Annotated in this window: 16 protein-coding genes; 4 read left to right on the forward strand and 12 right to left on the reverse strand. The window is 69.8% G+C overall.

Features of this window, described 5'->3' with window-relative positions; all coding sequences use genetic code 11:
* Positions 1-15: 15 nt before the first annotated feature.
* The 4 genes from RIC31_RS08445 to RIC31_RS08460 all read right to left on the reverse strand — a co-directional run bounded on the left by RIC31_RS08445 (position 16) and on the right by RIC31_RS08460 (position 4,096).
* On the reverse strand, positions 16-1,566 hold the full coding sequence (locus tag RIC31_RS08445) for a cryptochrome/photolyase family protein (RefSeq protein ID WP_350105131.1): 1,551 nt from the start codon (positions 1,564-1,566) through the stop codon (positions 16-18).
* Positions 1,563-2,303 carry a DUF6134 family protein gene (locus RIC31_RS08450; protein ID WP_350105133.1) on the reverse strand — a complete coding sequence of 247 codons (741 nt, stop codon included), beginning with the start codon at positions 2,301-2,303 and terminating at the stop codon, positions 1,563-1,565. The genes RIC31_RS08445 and RIC31_RS08450 overlap by 4 nt, the downstream gene beginning before the upstream one ends.
* A 94-nt stretch (positions 2,304-2,397) precedes the next feature.
* Entirely contained in the window at positions 2,398-3,498 is a 1,101-nt protein-coding gene (locus RIC31_RS08455; RefSeq protein ID WP_350105135.1) for a helix-turn-helix transcriptional regulator, read from the reverse strand.
* A 109-nt stretch (positions 3,499-3,607) separates the two neighbouring features.
* Positions 3,608-4,096: a PAS domain-containing protein gene (locus RIC31_RS08460; protein ID WP_350105137.1), complete on the reverse strand. Its 489-nt coding sequence runs from the start codon at positions 4,094-4,096 to the stop codon at positions 3,608-3,610.
* A gap of 568 nt (positions 4,097-4,664) precedes the next feature.
* Here RIC31_RS08460 and RIC31_RS08465 point away from each other — a divergent pair.
* Entirely contained in the window at positions 4,665-6,014 is a 1,350-nt protein-coding gene (locus RIC31_RS08465; protein WP_350105140.1) for a protoglobin domain-containing protein, read from the forward strand.
* Positions 6,015-6,067: 53 nt separating this feature from the next.
* Complete coding sequence (locus RIC31_RS08470) at positions 6,068-7,588, forward strand: sensor histidine kinase (RefSeq protein WP_350105142.1); 1,521 nt, start codon at positions 6,068-6,070, stop codon at positions 7,586-7,588.
* A gap of 10 nt (positions 7,589-7,598) precedes the next feature.
* Here the strand turns inward: RIC31_RS08470 and RIC31_RS08475 are convergent, their stop codons facing one another.
* The 7 genes from RIC31_RS08475 to RIC31_RS08505 all read right to left on the reverse strand — a co-directional run bounded on the left by RIC31_RS08475 (position 7,599) and on the right by RIC31_RS08505 (position 17,113).
* The gene (locus RIC31_RS08475; RefSeq protein ID WP_350105144.1) at positions 7,599-10,670 is read right to left on the reverse strand and encodes an efflux RND transporter permease subunit; all 3,072 of its coding nucleotides are present in this window, start codon (positions 10,668-10,670) and stop codon (positions 7,599-7,601) included.
* Positions 10,671-10,687: 17 nt separating this feature from the next.
* On the reverse strand, positions 10,688-11,788 hold the full coding sequence (locus RIC31_RS08480; RefSeq protein ID WP_350105146.1) for an efflux RND transporter periplasmic adaptor subunit: 1,101 nt from the start codon (positions 11,786-11,788) through the stop codon (positions 10,688-10,690).
* A 127-nt stretch (positions 11,789-11,915) separates the two neighbouring features.
* Positions 11,916-12,368, reverse strand: a complete 453-nt coding sequence (locus RIC31_RS08485) for a YybH family protein (protein ID WP_350105149.1) — start codon at positions 12,366-12,368, stop codon at positions 11,916-11,918.
* A 79-nt stretch (positions 12,369-12,447) separates the two neighbouring features.
* Positions 12,448-13,716, reverse strand: coding sequence for an RNA polymerase sigma factor (locus RIC31_RS08490; RefSeq protein WP_350105151.1), 1,269 nt, complete (start codon positions 13,714-13,716; stop codon positions 12,448-12,450).
* Positions 13,713-14,099 (reverse strand): YciI family protein, encoded by a 387-nt coding sequence (locus tag RIC31_RS08495; protein WP_350105154.1) that lies wholly within the window; start codon positions 14,097-14,099, stop codon positions 13,713-13,715. Before RIC31_RS08495 ends, RIC31_RS08490 begins: the two co-directional genes overlap by 4 nt.
* A 93-nt stretch (positions 14,100-14,192) precedes the next feature.
* The gene (locus tag RIC31_RS08500; RefSeq protein ID WP_350105156.1) at positions 14,193-15,908 is read right to left on the reverse strand and encodes a uracil-xanthine permease family protein; all 1,716 of its coding nucleotides are present in this window, start codon (positions 15,906-15,908) and stop codon (positions 14,193-14,195) included.
* A 128-nt stretch (positions 15,909-16,036) separates the two neighbouring features.
* Positions 16,037-17,113, reverse strand: a complete 1,077-nt coding sequence (locus RIC31_RS08505) for a patatin-like phospholipase family protein (protein WP_350105158.1) — start codon at positions 17,111-17,113, stop codon at positions 16,037-16,039.
* An 86-nt stretch (positions 17,114-17,199) separates the two neighbouring features.
* Between RIC31_RS08505 and RIC31_RS08510 the strand changes: the two genes are divergently transcribed.
* Both RIC31_RS08510 and RIC31_RS08515 read left to right on the forward strand, forming a co-directional pair.
* The gene (locus RIC31_RS08510) at positions 17,200-18,516 is read left to right on the forward strand and encodes an ActS/PrrB/RegB family redox-sensitive histidine kinase (RefSeq protein WP_350105161.1); all 1,317 of its coding nucleotides are present in this window, start codon (positions 17,200-17,202) and stop codon (positions 18,514-18,516) included.
* A gap of 89 nt (positions 18,517-18,605) precedes the next feature.
* Positions 18,606-19,187: an ActR/PrrA/RegA family redox response regulator transcription factor gene (locus RIC31_RS08515; RefSeq protein ID WP_350105163.1), complete on the forward strand. Its 582-nt coding sequence runs from the start codon at positions 18,606-18,608 to the stop codon at positions 19,185-19,187.
* 180 nt (positions 19,188-19,367) lie between these two features.
* On the opposite strand, the gene RIC31_RS08520 is transcribed toward RIC31_RS08515, so the two are convergent.
* A complete protein-coding gene (locus RIC31_RS08520) occupies positions 19,368-20,609 on the reverse strand; it encodes a hypothetical protein (protein ID WP_350105165.1) in 1,242 nt (413 codons plus the stop codon).
* Positions 20,610-20,925: the final 316 nt, after the last annotated feature.

Genomic DNA, 20,925 nt, shown 5'->3' on the forward strand with positions numbered 1-20,925 from the left:
ACCCCTCCTTCGTGGTCAGGCCAGCTGCGCCAGGAACCGCCCGGCCTGGCGCAGCAGGGCGTCGCGGCGGTCCGGCTCGAACCGGTCGAGCGTCCGGTACGGCATGGCGAGCCGCGGGTTGCCGCCCAGGGTCGCGCGGTTGCGATCCAGAAAGTGCCAGTACAGCGCATTGAACGGACAGGCTTCCGGCCCGACCGCGACGTCCGGCCGATGGCGGCAGCCCCCGCAGTAGTCCGACATGCGCTGGATGTACCTGCCGCTCGCCGCATAGGGCTTGGAGCCGAGCAGGCCGCCGTCGGCATGCAGCACCATGCCGTGGGTGTTCGGCAGCTGCACCCACTCGACCGCGTCGGCATAGACCTCGAGGTACCAGCGGTTCACCGCCGCCGGATCGGCCCCGATCAGCAGCGCGAAGTTGCCGATCACCATCAGGCGCTGGATGTGATGGGCATAGGCGTGCCGCCGGGTGTCGCCGATGCAGGCGGCCAGGCACGCCATGTCGGTGTCGCCCGACCAGAAGAACGCCGGCAGCGCCCGGTCGGCCCCCAGGGCGTTGCGGGCCGCATATTCTGGGCCCTGCTGCCAGTAGATGCCGCGCACATATTCCCGCCAGCCCAGGATCTGGCGCACGAAGCCCTCGGCGGCGTTCAGCGGGACCGATCCGTCGCGCCAGGCCCGCACCACCCGGGCCAGCATCGCCCGGGCACCCAACAGCCCGACATTCAGGTAGGGGGCGACCACTGCGTGGAACAGGAACGGCCGGCCATGGGCCATCGCGTCCTGGTAGTCGCCGAAACGCGGCAGCCGCTCGACCACGAAGCGCTCCCACAGCGCCTCGGCATCGGAACGGGTCACCGCATAGCCGAAACCGTCGAGATCGCCGAAATGCCCGCCGAAGCGGTCGCGCACGAGCGCGATCACGGCGCGGGTGACGTCGTCCGGCGCGATTCCCGGCACCGGCGGCGGCTCGACGCCGTCCGGCAGCCGGCGGCGGTTCTCGGCATCGAAGTTCCAGCGCCCGCCGGCCGGCCCTCCGCCGTCCATCAGGATGCCGGTGCGCCGACGCATGACCCGGTAGAAGTGCTCCATCCGGAACTCGCGCCGTTCCTCCGCCCACTCGGCGAACACGGCGTGCGGACACAGGAAGCGGTCGTCCTCGCGGATCTCGACCGGCACGCCGGCACGCGCCTGCCAGCCGGCCATGTCGGCCGCCAGCCGCCATTCCCCGGCCTCGGTCGCGATCACCCGGACGGCCCGGTGGCGCGCGACCGCCCGCGCCACCTCGCCGCCGAGGGTGCCGGTGTTGCCGGGATCGTCCAGCCGCACGTAGTCGACCGGCACGCCGGCGGCCTCCAGCTCGGCCGCGAAGTGCCGCATGGCGCTCAGGAAGAACACGATCTTCTGCGGGTGGTGGCGGACATAGGTGGCCTCGGCCGCCACTTCGGCCATCAGCACCACGTCGCGCTCCGGATCGAGGTCCCGCAAGGCGGCGATCCCGGGGCTCAGCTGGTCGCCGAGCACCATGCGCAAGGTGGTTCCGGGTGCGGGCGCGCCGATGCCGGTCACGCCGCCGGCAGGCCCCGGCCATCGCGCAGCGGCGTTCGGAACCGGCCGGCGTCGCCCGGCTCGGGGGCGATCCGCGTGTATTCGATGAAGCTGCCGCCGATGGTGAAGGTCATCTTCTGCCAGACCCGGTCGGCGTCGTACCAGAAGTCGAGGTCGATATCGCCGCGCATGGCGTAGCGCAGGGTGTCGACCGGGCGGCCCAGGGCAATGACGGTCTCCGCCCCGACCGGGTCGATGGTGAACTCCACGATCCGGCCGAGCTGGCTGTCCAGCATGCGGCGCTGCTCGACGAAGCGTGGGTGCCAGTAGCTCGACGGCAGGATGTCGGCCGGCGCGACCAGCCGCCCCTGCATGCCGTCGACCCGCAGGCCGTCGGAACCGGCCCGCGCGGTCACCGCCTGGTCGGTGCCGTCGTCGTTGGTCACGGTGTCGAGCGCCGCCAGCCGGCCGTCGCGCCAGCGCTCGCGCGAGCGGTGCTCGTAGCGGTACAGCGCGATGCCGGCGAAGCCGACCACGAAGTCGATATAGACCTCGGCCACGCCGTCGGCGCCGTCCGGGCCGAACCGCTCCATCACCACGCCGAGCGGCGAGCCGTCGCGGGTGACGGCGAATTTCAGGATCTCGGGATAGGCCGCGGCCAACGCCGGCCCGGCGGCCGCCGGCCGGATCCCTGAGAGCGCCAGGCCGCCGGCGCAGGCCAGCCCGCCGATGAATCCGCGCCTGCTGGTTCCGATCATGGGGTCGCTCCGCACCGTGGCTTGCGCTGCCGTCGAGATGCGCTGGATACGGGCGAAGCCGACGATCGGATCACCGAGGCGCCGGGCGACGGGATCAGAGGCGGAGGCCGCCGATCGCGGTCAGGCTCTGGATCAGCCGCGCGAGGCTGCCGCTGCGCTGGACGCCGAGCTTCTCCTGGACCCGGCGCAGGGTGGTCCGGACCGTGGTGACCTTGACGCCGCGGCGCCGGGCGATCTCGTCATGGGAGAGCCCCTCCGCCAGGCCCAGGGCCACCGCGATCTCAGGCTGGGTGAGGTCGAGCAGCAGACCGAGAATCGCCTCGCCGTCGTCCGGCACGGGCTCCGGCTGCAGCACCCGGACGACGGCGGCGGTGCCCGCTTCGTCGGGAGTCGCCGTGATCAGCAGGGCCGGCGCCCGGACGCCGGGGCGGCCGATCCCGAGCCGGACGAGCCGCACGTCGCCCGGCGCATCGGCGATCCCCGACAGGGCGTCCCCCAGCTCGCGGTCGGCGCGCGGGTCGCTCGCCCGCAACTGGCCGCCGCGCTGCAGGAGCGGGCCCGGCGCACGCAGCAGCTCGCCGGCGGAACGGTTCAGGATCCCGATACGGCGGTCCCGGTCGGTCACCAGGATCGGCATCCGCACCATGTCGACCGTCGACTGCTGGAGTCCGACGATCCGCACCGCGGCCCGGTGCTCCTGCGCCAGGGTCATGAAGGATCGCGCGACCCGGGTCAGCGCCGCGAAGCGTCCGACCTCGTCGGACGTGAACGCCGGCTCGGACGGCGCCCGTATCACCGTGAGCCGGGTGAACGGCAGGACCGACGACCGACCGTCGTCGACGATCCCGACCAGGACCCGGCCGATCTCGTAGCGGCGCAGGTAGTCCTGATGGAACGCACTCCGCACCAGCCGGTCCCGGGAAACCAGGCCATCGGTGTCGTAGACCCGCCCGGTCTGCGGCGGCGCTTCGCGGCGCGCGGCCTGGGCCCACAGGTCCAGGTCGCGATACCGCGCCATGTAGTCGTGCAGCGATTCGGGAGCCAATCCCCGGGACCGCCAGACCCCCTGCGGCGACCCGAGTTCCAGGTCGGGGGTGTACAGCGACGACGCCCGCCCAGGCACCACCCGCAGGGCGTCGGACAGCAGGCTGTCCAGGCCGACCGATGGCTGGGTGTCGTCCGCGCGTCGCGCCATAGCGTCCCCGTCAGGCGAAAATTGATCAGGGACAATCCGTATGTGGAAGATACCAGGCTTTGATCCAGATCAATGCGGATTGCCTACAACTGTAGGCCGCCCGGCGACCCTAGACGGGGCGGCCGGATCGCCCGCGATAGATCGAAGCGGCGAGGACGATGTCGATCCGGCGGCCGTCGGAGGTCAGCGGCAGGAACGTACGCTCCAACGCCCGGATGTCGTGGTTCGGGAAAGTCAGGTTGGGGTCGCCAGATCGCCAGGATCCCTGCCCGGTCTCCCGAACCCGCGTCAGGGCGGCGAAGGTGGCCGTGCTCGCGAAGTCGGGGAAGACCTCGTCGTAGTAGCGCCCGGTCGGATTGAAGCCGAGCGCCTCGACCAGATGCGAACCGCACAGCCGGAACCGGAACCGCGCCGGTTCGCGCTCGGCATCGACCATCCAGACATGCGGCAGCAGCCGGACCGGCAGGTCGAGCGGATCGAAATCACGCCGCATCGGCACGCCGATCGGACCGGCCGGCAGGCCGCTCCAGTACTCGACGACCGCCCGTATCCGCGAATCGCATTCCGCCGGCAGGAAGCCGCTGTCGCTCTTCGCCATGGATCCCGTTCGTCCTATCCGCCGATGGGTGTATCCAGGCGACACCGTCTCGGCTCGAATGCCCTTCGACTCCAGAACGAATCACACCCGACGTCAATCGATCTTCACGGCGCGTGACGGCTTCAGGCCATCAAGACCCACCTCGATCTACAACCATCACTTATGATGACAGCTAGATCAGAAATTCAATACACCAGCAATTCTTCATACTCTAACAATATAAAATATTATTTCGTTTCAAAAAAGAATAATTGTTATTCTTTAACAATTTGATTTTTTATCATTGTCAATCATCGATCTCAATTTATAGAAACTAACGATATATTATACGGCGTCAAAAATAATGATAAAATCTAATGATTCAATTAATAAACAGAACTTACTACCATTTCGAACAAAAATACAAGAAGACAGTGATCGACTTTATTTAGATTCAACGCATTTTAATATGTTGTTAAGGAGTTATATTGCCAAATTACCGACAAGAAGCGGATGGCGCGGTCACCGGCAAGACCGGTTCGACCACGTACAGGCCGCCCGTATCGATGGCTGTCCGGAGGGGGCAATCATGACATCGGACCTGCACGCCGAAGCGAACGGCATTTCGACCCGAATGACCTTCACGCGCATCGACACCGAACTGACGGCCACGCTCCGGGAGATCTGGAACGTCGTGGAGCCGACACTCCCGATGGTCCTCGACCGGTTCTACCGTCATGTCGCGGCCACGCCGGCGCTCCAGGCCCTCATCGACGGCAGGACCGAGCGGTTGAAGCTCGCACAGGCCGAGCACTGGCGCCGCCTGTTCACCAGCGGGTTCGACCAGGGCTACGTCGACAGCGTGCGGACGATCGGCCTGGCGCACAGTCGGATCGGCCTGAGTCCGCAATGGTACATCGGCGGCTACACCTTCGTGCTGCAGGAGCTCATGACGGTGATCGCCGGCCGCAACCGCTGGTCGGTCGAGAAGACCCGCAACAGCCTGGCGGCCGTCAGCACCGCCGTGCTGCTGGACATCGACTTTGCGGTGTCGGTGTATCACGAGGCGGTGCAGGCGGAACGGCAGCAGCGCCAGGACAGCGTGGCCTCGGCGATCGCCGCCCTTCGCGACTCCAGCCGGGCGCTGCTCGGCCAGGTCGCCGAGGCATCGGCGGCCATGCAGGACACCGCGCGGTCGATGGCCGGCATCTGCGAGCGGACGTCCGAGGGGGCGACCGCGGCCGCGTCGGTCGCCGACCGGGCATCCTCCAACGTCCAGGGGGTGGCATCGGCCGCCGAGGAGCTGTCCGCCTCGATCGGAGAGATCGCCAGGCAGGTCAGCGAATCGAGCGGCATCACCGCAACCGCCGTCAGCAGCGCCGAGCAGACCAACCTGCAGATCGAGGGCCTGGCCGCCGCGGCCCAGAGCATCGGCGACGTCGTCAACCTCATCAACTCGATCGCCGGCCAGACCAACCTGCTGGCACTCAACGCCACCATCGAGGCGGCCCGGGCCGGCGACGCCGGCCGCGGCTTCGCCGTCGTCGCTTCCGAGGTCAAGTCCCTGGCGACCGAGACCGCCCGGGCGACCGACGAGATATCGGGCAAGGTCACGGAGATGCAGAGCGCGACCGGCCTCGCGGTCGCGGCGATCCGCGAGATCACCGGGACCATCCGGCGGATCAACGAGATCGCGACGGCGATCGCCGCGTCGGTCGAGCAGCAGGGCGCCGCCACATCGGAGATCACCCGCAACGTGCAGCAGGCCGCGACCGGCACCCGGGAGGTCTCGACCCGCATCACCGGGATCACCGAGGGCGCCGGCGAGCTCAGCGTCGGGGCGGGCGCCGTGCTCGACTCCGCCGGCACGGTCAGCGGGCGGGCGGCAGATTTCAACCGCGACCTCGAGCGGTTCTTCGCACAGATCAACACGGCCTGAACGCGGCCTCGGCGGCCGGGACCACCGGCCCCGGCAACACGCGGTGGAGCGCGATGCACTTCGGCACCGACCTGGACCTGTTCAACGCCCTCGACGAGGGGGTCGTCGCCACCGACCCCCTCGGCTGCATCCTGTTCGTGAACCCGGCCGCCGAGCGGATGTTCGGCCGCGGTGCCGCCGAGCTGGTCGGCCAGCCGCTGGACGTCGTGATTCCGGAGGGCAGCCGCGAGGCGCATCGCCGGCATGTCGAGGACTTCCGGCAATCGGGCGCGCGCAGCCGCATGATGGGTCAGCGCAGCGGTATCCAGGGTCGCCGCGGCGACGGATCGGTCTTCGAGGCCGAGGCATCGATCTCCAGGAGCCGGATCGGCGGCAGCGAGGTCCTGTTGGCGATCATCCGCGACGTCAGTGCCCGCAAGGCCGAGGAAGCCCGCCTGCTGGCATCAGAGCAGAAGCACCGGGCGATCCTCGATACCTGCAGCGATGCCATACTGCTGGCCGACGCCGACAGCGGCCGGATCACCGAGGTGAACCCCCAGGCCGCCGCGCTGTTCGGCTGCAGCATGGACGACCTGCTCGGGCGTCACCAGAGCGAGCTGCATCCGCTCGAGGACCGCCGCCGGCTCAGCCAGGCCTTCCGCGAGCATCTCGAGATCGGCCGGGTCCTGGTCCCGGACGCCACCATCCAGCGCGACGACGGGACCGTGGTTCCGGTGGAGATCACGGCGCGCCCGACCCGGATCGGCGGCGTCCGGACCCTGGTGGGCTTCTTCCGCGACGTCACCCATCATCGCGAACGGGAACGCGAGCTGATCGAGGCCCGCGAGGCGGCGATGGCGGCCACCCGCAGCAAGACCACCTTCCTGGCAAATATCAGCCACGAGCTGCGCACACCGCTGAACGCCGTCATTGGTATGTCCGAGATGATCGGCGGCGAGTTCTTCGGGCCGGCCGGGCACCCGAAATACGCCGAGTACGGTCGCGATATCCGGGACAGCGGAAGCCACCTGCTCGACATCATCAACGACATCCTCGACCTCTCGCGCCTGGAGATGGGCAAGCTGGTCCTGCACGAGACCGAGGTCGACCTGGCGGAGCTGGTCGACCTGGCATGCCGGACGATGGCGCCGCTGATCGAGGAGAACGGACTGGTCTGCACGCAGCGCGTCACGCCGGAGGCACGCCGGCTGCATGCCGACCGGCGGGCGGTGCGCCAGATGCTGCTGAATCTGCTGTCCAACGCCGTCAAGCACACGCCGGCCGGCGGTCGGGTCACGGTAATCGCCACCTGCACCGGATCGGACGGCGAGGTGACCCTGAGCGTCGCCGACACCGGCCGTGGCATCGACCCGGAGCGTCTGGCCGACGTCACGCAGCCGTTCAACAGCGGCGCCGACCCGAGCGATCGGGGACCGGGCGGTACCGGCCTCGGGCTCGCTATCACCAAGGGACTCATCGAGCGCCACGGCGGCCGGCTGGAGATCGCCGGCCGCTCGGTCGGCGGCACCTCGGTCCGCCTCGTCTTCCCGGGAAATCGGGCGCGTCCGGACCGCGGCGAGGCGCCCCGGGACTGACCGCCGCCGGCTACTCGGCCGGATGCGGCACCGCGCCGGCGTCGCCTGCGGCAACCGGGGCGCGGCGGCGCGAGAACAGGGTGTAGGCGGTCGGCACCACGAACAGGGTCAGCACGGTCCCGAAGGTCATGCCGCCGACGATCACCCAGCCGATCGCCTGCCGGCTCTCGCCGCCGGCGCCATGGGCGATCGCCAGCGGAACCGCGCCGCACACCATGGCGCCGGTGGTCATCAGGATCGGCCGCAGCCGCAGGGTCGCGGCCTCGACGACGGCCTCGCGCATCGCCATGCCGTCCTCCTGCAGCTTGTTGGCGAACTGCACGATCAGGATGCCGTGCTTGGTGATCAGCCCGATCAGGGTGATCAGGCCGATCTGGCTGTAGATGTTCAGGGTTCCGCCGGTCAGGTGCATGGCGCCGAGCGCCCCGACCATCGACAGCGGCACCGTCAGCATGATGATGAACGGGTCGACGAAGCTCTCGAACTGCGCCGACAGCACCAGGTAGATGAAGCCGAGCGCCAGCACGAAGATGAAGGCGAGGCTGGTCCCGGTCTGCTTGAACTCGCGGCTGATGCCGCCGTAGTCCTGGCGGGTGCTGTCGGGGAGAACCTTCTCCGCCGTCGCCTCCAGGAAGTCGAGCGCCTCGCCCAACGTGTAGCCGGGCGCCAGGTTGCCGGTGATCTTGGCGGCGCGCAGCTGGTTGAACCGGTTCAGCGCCTTCGGCGAGACCGTCTCCTCGATCCGCATCAGGTTGGACAGCTGGATCATCTCGCCGCCCTGGCCACGGACATAGATGTCCTGGAGATCCGCCGGGGTCTGGCGCTCGGTCGCGGCGACCTGCACGATCACGTCGTACTGCTCGCCGTTCATGTTGAAGCGCGTGACCTTGCGCCCGCCCAGCAGCGTTTCCAGCGTGCGCCCGACGGTCAGCACGCCGGCACCGGCGTCGGCGATGCGCTCGCGGTCGAGCTCGACCTCGATCTGCGGCTTGTTCAGCCTCAGGTCGCTGTCGAGGTTCAGCAGGTTCTCGTTCTCGGACGCCGCCTCCAGGAACCGGCTGACATAGGCGTCGAGCTGCTCGTAGGGCTCGGCGGTCAGGATCAGGAACTCGATCGGCCGGGCCCGGGCGCTCTGCCCGAACGAGCCCGGGTTGTTGACCGAGGCCCGCAGGCCGGCAACCCGGCGGACCTTGGGCTGCAACTCGGCGCCGATCGCAATCTGCGAGCGCTCCCGGGTCTCCCAGGGCTCGAGCTGCGAGAACGAGATGAAGTCGGTGACCTCGGGCGAGCCGGAGATCACGAAGTTGTGGTTCACCTCCGGGATGTCGGCGAGCAACGCCTCGACCTGTAGCGCGTAGCGGCTGGTGAAGTCGATGGTCGAGCCTTCCGGCGCCGATCCCTGGATGAACAGCACGCCGCGATCCTCGATCGGCGCCAGCTCCGACTTCAGGCCGGACAGCAGGAACCACGATCCGCCGGCCACCGCCAGCACCAGCGTTACGATCAGCCAGCGCACCCGCAGGGTGCCGAGCAGCGCCGCGCGGTAGCCGCGGTTGAGGGCGGCGATGCCACGCTCCAGGAAACGCGTGACCGGGCCCTGCTTCTCGTGCGCCCGCATCAGCTTCGAGCACATCATCGGCGTCAGGGTCAGCGCCACCAAGCCGGACACCAGCACCGCGCCGGCCAGGGTCAGCGCGAACTCGGTGAACAGCTTGCCGGTGCGCCCGGGCGAGAACGCCACCGGTGCGTAGACCGCCGCCAGCGTCAGGGTCATCGCGACCACCGCGCCGGAGATCTCATTGATGCCGGTGACGGCGGCACGCACCGGCTTCATGCCGTTCTCGATGTGCCGGTGGATGTTCTCCAGCACCACGATGGCGTCGTCGACCACCAGCCCGATCGCCAGCACCATGGCCAGCAGGCTGAGCGTGTTGATCGAGAAGCCGAGCGCGTACATGAAGGCGCAGGCGCCGATCAGCGACACCGGGATGGTGACCAGCGGGATCAGGGTGGCGCGGACGGTATGCAGGAAGAAGTAGATGACCAGCACCACCAGCGCCACCGCCTCGGCGATGGTGGCGAACACCGCCTCGATCGAGCGGTCGATGAAGATCGACTTGTCGTAGGCGACCACGGCGTTCATGCCGGCCGGCAGGTCGTCGCGGATGATCGGCATCACGTCGCGCAGCGCCACCGACACGTCCAGCGGGTTGGCCACCGCCTGCTTGACGATGCCCATGATCACCGCGGTATTGCCGTTGTAGCGGGTGGTACGGCGCTCGTCCTCGGGACCGACCTCTACCCTGGCGAGGTCGCCGATCCGGACCGCGAAGCCGTCGGCGTCCTTGACCACGATGCGCCGGAACCCCTCGGGCGTGACCAGTCCGGTGCGCGACAGCACCGTGAACTCGCGGTCCAGGCTCTCGATCCGGCCGGACGGCAGCTCGACATTCTGCTGGCGCAGGGCGGTCTCCAGGTCCTGGACCGTCAGGTCGTAGGCGGCCAGCCGGGTGCGGTCGACCCAGATCCGCATGGCATAGCGCCGCTCGCCGAAGATCCGCACCTCGGCGACCCCGGGCAGGTTCTGCAGCCGGTCGCGGATGTAGCGGTCGGCGTAGTCGGAGATCTCGATCGGGCTGTGCCGGTCGCTGGTGAAGGCGATGAAGATGATCGACTGGGCGTCGGCCTCGACCTTGGCGATCACCGGCTCCTCGACCTCGGCCGGCAGCCGGCCGCGCACCCGGCTTACCCGGTCGCGCACGTCGCTGGCGGCGACGTCGGCGTCGGCGCTCAGCAGGAAACGCACGGTGATCCGGCTGCTCTCCGGCCGGCTGATCGACTCCAGGATCTCGATGCCCTCGATGCCGGCGATCGAGGCCTCCAGGATCTGGGTCACCTGGGATTCGATGATCTGGGCGCTGGCCCCGGGATAGTCGGTGGTGACCGACACCACCGGCACGTCGATGTTCGGATACTCCCGCACGGTCAGCCGCATCAGCGATACCAGCCCGACCAGCACCAGCACCAGGCTGACCACCGTCGAGAACACCGGACGGCGGACGAAGAACTCGAGGAACCCCATCTTGCGACCCGCCTGTCTCAGGAGCCGGACTTGCCCGTACCACCGCCGGGCCCGGCCACGACCTCGACCTTGGCGCCGTCGCGAAGCTGCTGGTGCCCGGCCGTCACCACCACGGCCTCGGGCCCGATCCCGTCCTGCACCTCGACCCGGCCCGGCAGCCGCCGGCCGATGGTCACGGCGGTGCGGACCGCCTTGCCGTCCTCGACCCGGTACACGAACAGCCCGCCGCCGGCCCGGAACACCGCGGCTTCCGGCACCAGCACCGCCTGCGGGCGTTCCTGCACGACGATGCGGATGCGCGCGAACATGCCCGGCAGCAGCAGCGCGTCGGGATTGCGGACCTGGGCGCGCAGGCGGACAGCCCGGCCGTTGACGTCGACGATCGGGTCGACCGCGACGATCTCGCCGTCGATCGTCTCGCCCGGCCGCGCGTCGACGGTCATGCGCACCGGCAGGCCGGCCCGCAGATGCGGCAGGAACACTTCGGACACCCGGAAGTCGACCTTCAGCGGGTCGATGCTGGCCAGCTCGACGATGCGGTCGCCGGGGCTGACATAGGCGCCGACGCTGACCGACCGGAACCCGACGACGCCGGAGAACGGCGCGGTGACCACGGTCTTGGCGAGCCGCGCCTCGGCCAGGGTCAGCTGGGCCTCGGCAGCGTGATAGGCGGCCTCGGCCTCGTCGCGGGCCCGCAGCGTGCCGGTGCCCTGCTTGGCCAGGGTATGTGCGCGGTCGTGGTTGGCGGTCGCCAGCGACAGGTCGGAGCGGGCGCGCAGCAGCTCGGCCTTGAGGATCTCGCCGTCGAGCTCGAACAGCACCTGGCCCTTCTCGACGCGCTCGGTCTCCCGGAAGTTGAACCGCGCGATGCGGCCGGGGATCTCCGGGGACACCACGACCGACTCGTTGGCGACCAGCGTCCCGAAGGCGCGTATGTCCTCGACCACCAGGTCGGTCTCGGCGGCGACGGTCTCGACCGCGACCCCGGTCCGTTTCGGGGTCGCGGCGGCCTTGGCCTCGCCGACCGGCTGGTCGGCGCGGTGCAGCCAGACGCCGCCCGACGCCAACGCCCCGACGACGACCACGCCGACGACGAGAGCCCAACCACTCTTCGTCATGTCAGAGCTTCTTCCCAGGCGATCGGACCGGCCCGGCGGAGCGCCGCGCCCCGCCTTCCCCGGAACTCCGATCCGGCCGCCTTGCATGCTAGCGGAAAGGCGGGCTCCGGGGAATGCGGATCGTGGGCTAGGCCACGGCGGATTCCGGCGCGAGATCGACCGCCGCCCGGTCGCTGCCGTCCATGTAGAACGGCACCGACTCGTGCTGGTGGACGATCTTCCAGTTGCCGCCGACGCGGCGGAACCCGAAGGTCTGCCGGAACCAGACCGTGTCGCGGCCACCGCCGACCTTGGTGCCGCTCAGCCGGCTCAGGCAGTGCCCGAAGCCGGCGTCGCCCGAGATCACGAGTTCGAGATCGCGGAGCTCGAGGCCGATCGGACCCTCCCAGGTGGCGAACCAGGCGTTCAGCCCCGGCACGTCGGCAGCCGTAGACACCAGCGGCGGGGCCAGCGAGTACTGCAGGAAGTCGGAGGACTGGTGACGGACCACGCCCTCGGCGTCCTTGCTGCGCAGGGCCTCGGCCCAGGCGTCGAGCATGCTGCGCAGGGCGGTTCGGTCGCGGTCGATGCCGGCGGTCATGGCGATCTCCTTTCAGGTTGGCAGCCTGTCCGGAGGACGAACGGCGGCGATGCGGCCCGACATCGCCCGGGGCCGAATTTCAGGACCGCGCCGGCGGACCGGCGCCGCAATCCGTCATCAGCCGGTCGAGATGCTGGCGGATATGGGCCGCCTCGGCCGGGGTGCCGGCCAGCGCGATCGCCCGTCCCCAGGCCTCCCGGGCTTCGTCGGCACGGCCGAGCTGCCGGAGCAGCGCGCCCCGCACCCCGAAGAAGCGGAAGTAGCCGGACAGCTTCGGCGCCAGCGGCTCGATCAGCTCGAGCGCCGCCGCCGGACCGGCTGTCCTGGACAGCGCGACGGCCCGGTTCAGGGTCACCACCGGCGACGGTTGCATCTGCTCCAGGGTGCGGTACAGCCGCTCGATCCCGGCCCAGTCGGTGTCGGCGGGCGTGGCGGCCCGGGCATGGAGCGCGGCGATCGCGGCCTGTACCTGATACGGACCCGTGCGGCGGTGGCGCATCGCCTTGTCGAGCAGCGCCAGTCCCTCGCCGATCAGCCCCTGGTCCCAGCGGCCGCGGTCCTGGTCCTCCAGCAGCACGATGCCGCCCTCGGCGTCCAGCCGGGCCGGGGTGCGGGCATGCTGCAGCAGCATCAGCGCCGCCAGCCCCAGGACCTCCGGCTCGCCCGGGAACAGCCGCAGCAGCAGCCGGGCCAGCCGGATCGCCTCGTCGCACAACGGGGCACGGACAGGGGATTCGCCGCCGCTCGCCGAATAGCCCTCGTTGAACAGCAGGTACAGCATGGCCGCGACCGCGCCCAGGCGCTCCGACCGCTCGACCGCGCCCGGCGCCTCGAACGGCACCCCGGCGCCGGCGACCCGGGCCTTGGCCCGGGTGATCCGCTGCTCCATGGCGCTGTCGCCGACCAGGAAGGCGCGGGCGATCTCCTTGACGGTCAGCCCGGAGACGATGCGCAGCGCGAGTGCGATCTGCTGGGTCGCGGGCAGGTCCGGGTGGCAGCAGATGAACAGCAGCCGCAGCACGTCGTCGCGATAGCCGGCGCCGTCCAGCCGCTCGGCGAGGGTCGCCTCGGCGTCCTCCAGGTCCGAGATGACGTCGTCCGGCGGGAGCTCGGTCGTCCGGCCGGACCGGCGGACCGCGTCGATGCCGCTGTTGCGGCCGACCATGATCAGCCAGGCCGTCGGGTCGCGCGGCGGGCCGTTCTGCGGCCAGCTGCGCAGGGCCCGCAGGCAGGCTTCCTGGAACGCCTCCTCGGCGGCGTCCAGGTTTCGGAAGTATCGCAGCAGCGCCCCGACCGCCTGGGGCCGCGCCGCGGTCAGGGCGGCGTCGATCCAGGCGAGCTCGCTCACCCCGCGACCCCGGCCGCGACCGCCGCGTTCGGCTTGAAGGTCGACACTGGTCGGATCTCGTAGGACCCGCCGGACGCGTTCGCCCTCGCCAGTTCCTTGGCGGTCTCGATCGCGTGCTCCAGGTTCTCGCAGTCGACGATGAAGAAGCCGAGCAACTGTTCCTTTGTCTCGGCGAACGGGCCGTCGAGCACCACCGGCTCGCCACCCTTGCGGATCGTGGTGGCGGCGGTCGTCGGCATCAGCTGCGCGACCGGGCCGAGCCGGCCCTGGGCGGACAGCCTGTCCTCGACGGCATGCAGGCGCGACATCACCTCGGCATGCCTGTCACGCGGCCAGGCCGAGACGGCGTCTTCGCAGTCGTAGCAGAGGATGGCGTACAGCATGGAACCCTCGCGTGCTTTGACAGAGGACGCGGGCGACAACCGCGCCCCGACACCCGAAGCGAAATTCCTTCGGCAACGGGCGCCGGACGCGCCTCAATGGGTGAAGTGGAGACGGACGACGGCCTCGCCACCCTGCTGTTCGGTTCGCACGCGGTCGGCGAGCCGGGACAGCAACAGCGTTCTGAGGCGCACCGCCGCCTCGTCCGGCGACAGTTGCATCAGATGGTCGGGCTTCGGCGCGCCGTCGTCCGGGAGATCCGGGGCGGCTCCGGCATAACGGATCTCCATCTCGATCGCGAATTCGTCGTAGCTCACCTCGACGCGGGCATCGGATCCCGCCGCCAGCAGATCGTCCGCATGCTCGCGGAACTCGACCAGCGCCGCGGTTACCTTGGCGATGACCTCGCGCCGGGCGCCCCACTCGCTGCCGTGCTCCTCCATGAACGTGTAGGGCAGGTCGGGATCGGAACCACCGGACAGCGTCAGGGTCGCGCGCCGCGCGATCCCGATCCGGAACAGCAGGTTCAGCAGGATGGCAGTCAGCAGCGCCACCACCAGGTTGGAGCCGAAGATGCCCCGCAGGGTCGCCGGCATGGCGGCGTACAGATCCGGAAACAGGTCGTAGGTGAGCCCCAGGATCAGCGACAGGCCTATCAGCACGGTCTTCCGGGCATCCAGCATGCGGGTCATGATGACCTGGACGCCGCTGATGATGATGAAGCAGGCGGAGAACAGCAGCACCCCGCCGGCCACCTCCAGAGGCACCGCCGCCAGCAGCCGCCAGACCGGCGGCAGCGCCGACATCGCCAGGAAGATCCCGCCGATCGCCCACGCCACGCGGCGCGCGGTGATACCGGTGGCGACCGAGATACCGATGCTGCCGGAGAACGTGTTCGTCCCGACGGTGCCCAGCAGCCCGGCAAGCACGGTGCCGAGCCCGTCGGCCAGCAGCCCGCGCTGCACCGACGGCATGTCCTGGCGCCGCCATTCGGGGTCGTTGATTTTCTGGCAGGTCGTTATGTCGCCCATGGCCCGGAGCGCGCAGGCGAGCGCGGCCACCAGGAAGTCCGGTATCAGCGCCGGGTCGAAGGAAGGGACCAGGCCGAGCGGCCGCGGCAGGGCCAGCAGACCGGCAGAGCCGGTGGCGCCGGGCGGAAACGCCAGCGTCCCGAGCGCCGCCGCCATCAGGCAGCCTGCGGCGAAGCCCAGCAAGGCGGCGAACTGGCGCAGCCAGCCATTGCCCCAGATGGTCAGCCCGGCGGTCGCCGCCAGCACCACCAGGCCGACCGTCGCCCGCGGCAGCAACGGGTCGGCGTGCGGCAGCCCCGCATCGTTGGTGAACACCAGCCGGAAACCGAGGGTCCCCAGAATGATGCCGATCACCAGCACCGCCAGTCCGGCGATCTCCGCCGGCAGGTAGGGGCGCAGCCGGTGGACGACGCGCGACAGGACGACCCCGGAGATTCCGGCGAAGATCGTCATGCCGAGCACCAGCGGCATTCCGCCCTGCTCGGCCGCCTTCAGCGAGGCCGGAAGATAGGCCGCGGTGAACACCGCCGGCGCCAGGAAGCCGGAACCGATCGGGCCCCACCGGAGGCACTGCAGCAAGGTCGTGACGCCGAGTGCCAGCATGGACAGCCCGATGATCGCCTGCCGGGTCTCGACGGCGACACCGGCACGGTCGGCCACCAGCAGCGGGAACACCATGCCGATGACGGTGATCACCGCGACGTGCTGCAGCCCGCTCAGCAGCAGAACGCGGAGGGGCGGACGGTCGTCCAGGGCATAGGTCAGTTGGCTCGGCCGCACGTTGCGTCTCCTCTTTCCGGCCGCGAAGCATGCCGGGCACGGTGGGCGTGATGCAACATGGCGGCCGGCGAGCGCCTCCTCCCCGGCGCACCGCGGCCCTCGACCCGATGCGCCGAGGCATCGGCGGTCTAAAGATACCGCTCGGCGAGGTCGACGCTGGTGCGGTTGCCGAGCGCCTCGAAGGTCTCCGCCAGCCAGGTGTCGGCGCAGTCCCGGCCGACCCCGTGCAGGTGCGCCAGAAACCGCGGGTCCGGGTTCATCTTGCTGGTCAGGCGCAGGCTGCGCATGTAGGGCTCGTCGGCGATCGCGTGGATCAGCATGCGCTTCATCGCCCCGGGCCGGACCGTGCCGTCGTCGATCATCCGGCTGACGAAGGCGATCGCCCGCATCTCGCGCATCAGCGAGGAGTTGAACGACAGCTCGTTGACCCGGGACAGGATCTCGCCGGCCGTCCTCGGCACCTCGTCGCGCTCGATCGGGTTGATGTGCACGATCACCACGTCGACCGCGTCGCAGTGGTAGATCAGCGGGAAGATCGCCGGGTTGCCCATGTAGCCGCCGTCCCAGTAGGCCTCGCCGTCGATCTCGACGGTGTGGAACAGGAACGGCAGGCAGGCCGACGCCAGCACCGCGTCGGCGGTGATCTCGTGGTTGCCGAACAGCCGGATCTTGCCGGTGCGCACGTTGGTCGCCGACAGGAACAGCTTCACCGGGCAGTGCCGGCGGATCGCCTCGAAGTCGACGGTCTCCTGCAGGACCCGGCGCAGCGGGTTGATGTTCAGCGGGTTGAGTTCGTAGGGCGACAGCACCCGGGTCATCAGGTCGAACATCAGGAAGGCCGGCGAGTGCATCAGCGAGTGGTCGTGCTGCAGGCGGTCCCAGACCGACGGCTGCAGCGGGCTGGCGGCCGCGGTCTCGCCGACCCGGCGCCAGAACTCGGCGAGCGCCCGCCTGGCCCCGTCCCGTCCGCCCTCGACCAGCCCGTAGGCCAGCACGGCGGCGTTCATCGACCCGGCGCTGGTGGCGCTGATGCCGTCCAGGCCGATGCGCTCGTCCTCCAGCAGGCGGTCGAGCACGCCCCAGCAGAACGCCCCGTGCGCGCCGCCGCCCTGCAGGGCCAGGTTGACGGTCTTGACCGCCGGCGCGGCCGGACGCGCCCCGCCCCGCCTGCGCCCGCCCCGCCTGCGCCCGCTCTGCTCGGCCACGCTGGTCGTCCTCCCGTCCCCCGGCCGCGGCCCTTCCGGCATGGTGGGCTGGCGCCCGGCCGTCTGCCGCGCCATTCTCCTGGCCAATGACCGCCGACGTCCAGCCCCTCGACCCGGACAGCCGGGCCGCCCCCCGCACGGTCGCCGCCCGCACCCTGGCGGCGATCCGCTGGGTGGCGCTGGCCGGCCAGGTCGTGACCCTGGTGGTGGTGCACTACGGCTTCGGCTTCCTGCTGCCGATGACGCTGGCGCTGGCGATCGTCGCGGCCTCGGCGGCCCTCAACCTGACGCTGCTGCGGCGACGCCCCGGACGGGACCGGCTGAACGAGAGCGAGGCCGCGTTCTACCTCGGCTTCGACATCCTGCAGCTGGCCGCCCTGCTGTTCGTCACCGGCGGCCTGGGCAACCCGTTCGCACTGCTGCTGCTGGCGCCGGTGACGGTGTCGGCCACCATCCTCACCCTGCGCTCGACCATTCATCTCTGCCTGCTGGCGATGGTCTGCGCCACCGCGCTGGCGTTCGCGCACCTGCCGCTGCCGTGGTTCGACACCCGGGGCTTCAAGCTGCCGCCGGTCTATACCGGCGGCCTTTGGGTCGCGCTGATGGTGGCACTGATGTTCAACGCCGCCTATGCCTGGTGGGTGGCCGAGGAGGCGCGGCGGATCTCGGCGGCGCTGGCCGCGACCCAGGAGGCGCTGGCCCGCCAGCAGCGGCTGGCCGCGGTCGGCGCGCTGGCGGCGGCCGCCGCCCACGAGCTCGGCAGCCCGCTCGGCACCATCGCCGTGGTCGCGCGCGAGCTGGCCCGCGAGCTGCCGGCCGACAGCGACCTCGCCGAGGACGCCCAGCTGCTGCTGTCGGAGAGCCAGCGCTGCCGCGACATCCTGGCGAGCCTGGCGCGCCGCTCCGAGCCGGAGCCGCACAACGCGTTCGACGAGCTGCCGTTCGACGCCCTGGTCGAACAGGCCGCCGAGCCCCATCAGCGCGACGGCATCGCGGTGATCATCGAGGCGCACGGTCCCGAGAGTGCCCCGGTCAGCGCCCGCGCCCCGGCGGTCCGGCCGACCCCGGAGCTGCTGCACGGCCTCGGCTCGATCATCCAGAACGCCGTGCAGTTCGCCGCCGGCACCGTCGAGGTCACGGTCGCCTGGGACGAATCCGGGGTGCTGTCGGTCGAGGTCGAGGACGACGGGCCCGGCTTCGCGCCGTCGGTGCTGTCCCGCCTCGGCGAGCCTTATGTGTCGACCCGCGCCGGCCGCGACGGCCACATGGGGCTGGGCCTGTTCATCGCCCGCACGCTGCTCGAGCGGACCGGCGCCCAGGTCGGCTTCGCCAACCGCCCGGACGGCGGCGCCCGGGTCGACGTGCACTGGCCGGACGGGCTGCGGCTGGACCCCGGTCGCTGAGCGGGGTGCACCGCAGGACACCGGCCGCTGCCTTGGAATCGGTCAAAAGACTTGATTCGCGGCAGTATCCGCGACATTTCATGAAAGCCATGCCGACAGCCGATCACATTCCCGCTCCCCTGACTCCCGCTCTGCCGGCGGGTGCCGATGCGACGCTGCTGATCGTCGACGACGACGGCCCGCTGCGGAACCGCCTGTCGCGCGCCATGGAGCGCCGCGGCTTCGTGGTCACAGCGGTGGAGAGCGTGCGCGAGGGCCTGGCCGCCACTCGGGGCGCGCCGCCGGCCTATGCGATCATCGACCTGCGGCTGGCCGACGGCAGCGGCCTGGACGTGGTCGGCGCCCTGCGGGACGCCCGTCCGGACGCCCGCATCGTCATGCTGACCGGCTACGGCAACATCGCCACCGCGGTCGCCGCGGTGAAGGCCGGCGCCATCGACTATCTGCCGAAGCCGGCCGACGCCGACGCCATCACCGCCGCCCTGCTGGACCACGCCGACGCCCTGCCGCCGCCGCCGGAGAACCCGATGTCGGCCGACCGGGTGCGCTGGGAGCACATCCAGCGGGTCTACGAGCAGTGCGACCGCAACGTGTCGGAGACCGCGCGCCGGCTGCGCATGCACCGCCGCACCCTGCAGCGGATCCTGGCCAAGCACGCCCCGCGGGGGTGAGCCGGAAGCCCGTCGCTGCGTGGGTTCCGGATGCGTCCCGCCTCCGGCGATCCACTCCGGAATGACGATAGTTTGTGCTTGGATGGTGCGGCCAACCCCCTTGCCGTCATTCCGGACGGACGCGCCGTCCTGGCGCGGCCGATCCGGAAGCGACGGGCGCTCGCAGCGGCCGCCGGCCGGTCAGCCGACGCGGCCCTCGCTGGTCAGCAGCTTGTCGATGTAGCGGCCCTGGTACATCGTGATCCCGAGCGACTGGCCGAAGCGCACCGCCTCGTCGCTGTCGCAGCGCGCCAGGATGATGCGCGCCCGGCCGCAGCGGTCGATGTGCTCCTTCAGCTCGGTGGTCCGCGAGCCCGACAGGTCGTCGGCCATGTCCGGCGTCCAGATCAGCTTCAGCAGGTCGAGGCCGAGCCGCTCGCGGTCGATGAACTGCAGGGTCAGGTGGTTCAGCCCGTCCAGGCAGATCCGGTAGCCGCGCTCGCGCATGAAGTCGCGCGCGAACATGTAGGCGCCCATGTCGCCGAAGATGTCGATCTTCTGCAGCTCGATGACCACGGTGCCGCGGGCGATCGCCTTCAGCGAGGAATCGAAGTTCAGGAACGGCGGCGACAGGATGGTGCCGACGTTCAGGTTGATGCTGAACGAGCTGGCGATCGAGCTGTCGTCGTTGCGCACCAGCATCGACAGCATGCGGCTGTCCAGGGTCTGGGTCAGGTGCTGGAACAGCCAGAGATTCGACGCCAGGTCGAACTCCGGCAGCACCGACTGCTGCAGGTCGGCGATCGAGATGTACAGTTCGCGGAACACCGGTTGCGGCGCCTGGCTGCCCGGGGTGATGGCGCACACCGCCTGGCGGCGCATCAGGTTCGACAGGTCGGCGCGGCGCAGGAAGTTCTCGAGCTTGCCGAGCTGCTCCGGGTCGAGCGCCTTGCGCGAGCCCTTGTTGAGCTGCGCGCCCTTCTCGCTGGCGACCGCCAGCCGGGCCTTGCGCTCGCGCTCGCGGTGCATGGACTTCACGATGTCCAGCAGCTCGTCGAACTGGCTCTCGACGTTGTACCAGGTGCAGAACCGCGCCAGGTCCTCTTCCTCGTCGCCCTGGCTCAGCGGGTCCTCGCTGAACAGGTAGCGGACCTTCATGATCGCGGCGTCGATGTCCTCGATCGCGGCGTCCTTGCAGATGAAGAACAGGTCCGAGTTCGAGAGCACGAAGATCTGGCCCTCGTAGTTGTTGACCATGCCCTCGAAGGTGGCCGCGGCGATGCGGATGTGATGGTCCTGGCGATTCTGCGGTCGCAGGCGCGACAGGTGGATGTGCACGGCCATCCGACCTTCGAGGTTGCGTCCGAGCCGCTGCAGATAGTCGAGCAGGAGATACTCCTGGCTCGGCCCCCGCGACCGGTTCTGCACTTGACTGATCGCCATGGATCTCCCGTCCGTCGAAGCGACGATGTCGGCGTGACGGCGCTCCCCACTCGCGCCCGCGTTCAACGCTAGCACCGCGCCGTGCGTGCGTAAACGAGCCCCACAAACGCTAGCAACTAGCTGCAAATCGAGGCAAAATCCAGTGAATTCAAGGGCACACCGGCGCAAGCCTTGCCCCTCGCATGATTATTCAATCAAAAATCTCTTTTAGTCAAATGTTTAGTAGGATAAATTGATGTATGATATAAGCTGATGTGCGGATGATCGCCGGAATGACCCACTCATATCAGCCCGCAACTCGATTCCGCGGAAACGG

This window comes from Thalassobaculum sp. (assembly GCF_040219615.1).
Classification (GTDB): domain Bacteria; phylum Pseudomonadota; class Alphaproteobacteria; order Thalassobaculales; family Thalassobaculaceae; genus Thalassobaculum_A.